Origin of the sequence: Phocaeicola sp. ICN-14070, assembly GCF_037892625.1 — a bacterium.
GTDB classification, from domain to species: Bacteria; Bacteroidota; Bacteroidia; order Bacteroidales; family Bacteroidaceae; genus Phocaeicola; species Phocaeicola plebeius.
In genome coordinates this window covers 1-3,129 of the sequence record NZ_JBBKBF010000127.1, presented here as the reverse complement: position 1 = coordinate 3,129, position 3,129 = coordinate 1, and the positions used below count along the sequence as shown (strand labels likewise).

The 3,129-nt window shown below is 44.3% G+C and carries 2 protein-coding genes and 1 rRNA gene; 2 read left to right on the top strand and 1 reads right to left on the bottom strand.

Annotation, left to right across the window (positions count from 1 at the left end):
* Nucleotides 1-148 precede the first annotated feature (148 nt).
* Complete coding sequence (gene nagA, locus WKT20_RS17770) at nt 149-1,315, top strand: N-acetylglucosamine-6-phosphate deacetylase (RefSeq protein WP_007559876.1); 1,167 nt, start codon at nt 149-151, stop codon at nt 1,313-1,315.
* A 21-nt stretch (nt 1,316-1,336) separates the two neighbouring features.
* On the top strand, nt 1,337-2,506 hold the full coding sequence (gene nagA / locus WKT20_RS17765) for an N-acetylglucosamine-6-phosphate deacetylase (protein WP_340417833.1): 1,170 nt from the start codon (nt 1,337-1,339) through the stop codon (nt 2,504-2,506).
* A 509-nt stretch (nt 2,507-3,015) separates the two neighbouring features.
* On the opposite strand, the gene rrf is transcribed toward nagA (WKT20_RS17765), so the two are convergent.
* Nucleotides 3,016-3,124: ribosomal RNA gene (gene rrf, locus WKT20_RS17760) — 5S ribosomal RNA — on the bottom strand.
* Between the last annotated feature and the right edge of the window lie 5 nt (nt 3,125-3,129).

Here is a 3,129-nt window from a genome sequence, read left to right as displayed (position 1 = left end):
TTTATATACCCAGTATTGTACCCTAAAAAGAATAGACTTTTAACATAATTAACCCTATCATCATAAATAAATATAGTATTAATAGCGCATTTAATTAGCAAATTAAGTAACTTTGCAGCACATATCAAAGAAATAAAACCTTATCCGTATGTTAACTCAAATAATTAATGCCCGTATTTTAACACCTCAAGGCTGGCTAAAAGACGGTTCTGTACTAATCAGAGACAATAAAATCCTGGAAGTAACTAACTGTGACCTGGCTATCGTCGGTGCTACACTCATCGATGCTAAAGGAATGTATATCGTACCGGGAGGAGTCGAGATCCATGTACATGGCGGAGGTGGACGTGACTTTATGGAAGGCTCTGAAGATGCATTCCGCGCAGCCATCAAAGCTCACATGCAGCATGGTACCACAAGTATTTTCCCGACGCTTTCTTCGTCTACAATTCCCATGATTCGTGCCGCTGCTGAAACTACGGAAAAATTAATGAGTGAACCCGACAGTCCGGTACTGGGACTTCATCTGGAAGGACATTATTTCAACATGAAAATGGCAGGAGGACAGATGCCGGAAAACATTAAAAACCCTGATCCAGAAGAATACATTCCACTTTTGGAAGAAACTCACTGCATTAAACGCTGGGATGCCGCTCCTGAACTCCCAGGTGCTATGCAATTTGGTAAATACATCACATCAAAAGGGGTATTGGCAGCCGTAGGACATACACAAGCTGAGTTTGAGGATATCTATACAGGATTCCATGCCGGTTATACCCATGCAACTCATTTCTATAATGCAATGCCGGGGTTCCACAAACGCCGCGAATATAAATATGAAGGAACTGTAGAAAGTATCTATCTGATGGACGACATGACGGTAGAAGTAGTAGCCGATGGTATACATGTACCTCCTACAATTCTCCGTCTGGTACACAAAATCAAAGGAGTTGAAAAGACAGCTCTGATTACCGACGCATTAGCATGTGCAGCCAGCGACAGCAAAGAAGCCTTTGACCCTCGTGTCATCATTGAAGATGGAGTTTGTAAACTAGCCGATCGTTCTGCACTGGCAGGTAGCATCGCTACCATGGACCGCTTGATCCGTACCATGGTACAAAAAGCTGAGATTCCATTGGAAGATGCAGTCAGAATGGCTTCAGAAACACCAGCCCGCATCATGGGTGTCCTCGACCGTAAAGGTACATTGGAAAGAGGAAAAGATGCAGACATCATCGCCCTCGACCGTGACCTGAACGTACGTGCCGTATGGGCCATGGGAAAACTGGTGGAAGGTACCAATAAACTTTTTTAATGACTTAATTATTCGACGCTTATGTTGACACAAATTATAAATGGTCATATCCTGACTCCACAAGGATGGCTGAAAGACGGTTCTGTACTTATCAGCGATGGGAAAATACTGGAAGTAACCAACAGCGACCTGGCTGTTATCGGTGCAACTGTAATCGATGCCAAGGGTATGTATATCGTACCGGGATTCGTAAGCATGCACGCACATGGAGGTGCCGGACATGATTTTACAGAAGGTACTGCCGAAGCTTTTCAAAAGGCTACCCAGGCCCATCTGACCCACGGAGCAACCTCCATCTTCCCGACACTAAGTTCTACCAGCTTTGACAATATCAAACGTGCAGTAAATACATGTGAAGAACTGATGAAAGCGCCTGGAGGCATTATCCAAGGTCTTCACATCGAAGGGCCATATCTTAACAAAAAAATGGCTGGAGCACAGTGGGAAGAGTTCCTGAAAGATCCAGATCCAGAGGAATACATTCCATTGCTGGAAAGCACACAGTGCATCAAACGTTGGGACATCAGCCCAGAATTACCCGGAGGACACGACTTTGCAAGATATACCCGTTCAAAGGGTATTCTGACAGCAGTCACTCACACCGAAGCTGAATATCCAGAAATTAAAGCCGCATTTGAAGCTGGATTCACTCATGCAGCACATTTCTATAATGCGATGCCAGGATTTCATAAACGTCGCGAATATAAATACGAGGGTACAGTAGAAAGCGTATACCTGACAGACGGAATGAGCGTGGAAGTAATTGCCGACGGCATTCACTTGCCTGCCACTATCCTAAAATTAGTCTACAAACTCAAAGGAGTAGAGCAAACCTGTCTGGTTACTGATGCACTTAAGTATGCAGCCAACAATGGAGAAGCTATTGATGACCCTAAATATATTATAGAAAACGGAGTATGTAAATTAGCTGACCACTCTTCATTGGCAGGAAGTTTGGCAACGATGGATGTACTGATTCAAACTATGGTAAAGAAAGCAGCGATTCCATTAGCAGATGCTATTCGCATGGCTTCTGAAACTCCTGCTAAACTGATTGGTATTGATTCACGCAAAGGAACCCTCCAGAAAGGGAAAGATGCCGATATCGTCATTCTTGACAAAGACATTAATGTACGATGCGTATTTTCTAACGGAAAAATTGTGGAAGGCACCAATACAATGATTCACTAACCTAACCTAATTATATTATAGAAATCAATCAAGAATTCCCTGGACTGTGAAGTCCGGGGAATTTTTATCCTTATACTTCAGGGAAGTTAACACAATACGGACTTTCTATCTATCCCTGCTTCCAGAGTAGCTTCTTAATTATCTAAACATGTCAGGAAGTTGTAGAAGGGAAATAGTTCTATGGCGAAGTAAACATATCTCCAATCAAGTTTCTCTTCTCAAGCTGTTTCGCCCGTTCTGAGCGTATCCGGAGCTTCCGATGAAGAATGACTCTCCTTTTCGGAGAAAACGTCTCCTGCCGCATTTCTGAGAGCCGTCCGGGTGAGCGGTAAGGAAACAAAGGATAGCAAGGGGAGAAAGAAAGAAAGAAAGAAAGGAAGGAAGGAAAGAAACCGTCAGCAGAGGGAAGAGGCCTGCCGCGGAAGGAGCGGAAACGGACGCAGGCGCAGACGCGCAGACGTACGGACACAAAAAAGCCCTGAAGTATCTCTACCTCAGGGCTTCCGTTAAGACGGCGACTACCTACTCTCCCACTTGCGCAGTACCATCGGCGTGACGAAGCTTAACTTCTCTGTTCGGAATGGGAAGAGGTGGAACCTTCGTGCAATAGTCACCTGAATATC

What these genes read in the sequence shown, in the direction of transcription:
- nagA (WP_007559876.1), top strand. Translation starts at nt 149, where the DNA reads ATGTTAACTCAAATAATTAATGCCCGTATTTTAACACCTCAAGGCTGG.
- nagA (WP_340417833.1), top strand. Translation starts at nt 1,337, where the DNA reads ATGTTGACACAAATTATAAATGGTCATATCCTGACTCCACAAGGATGG.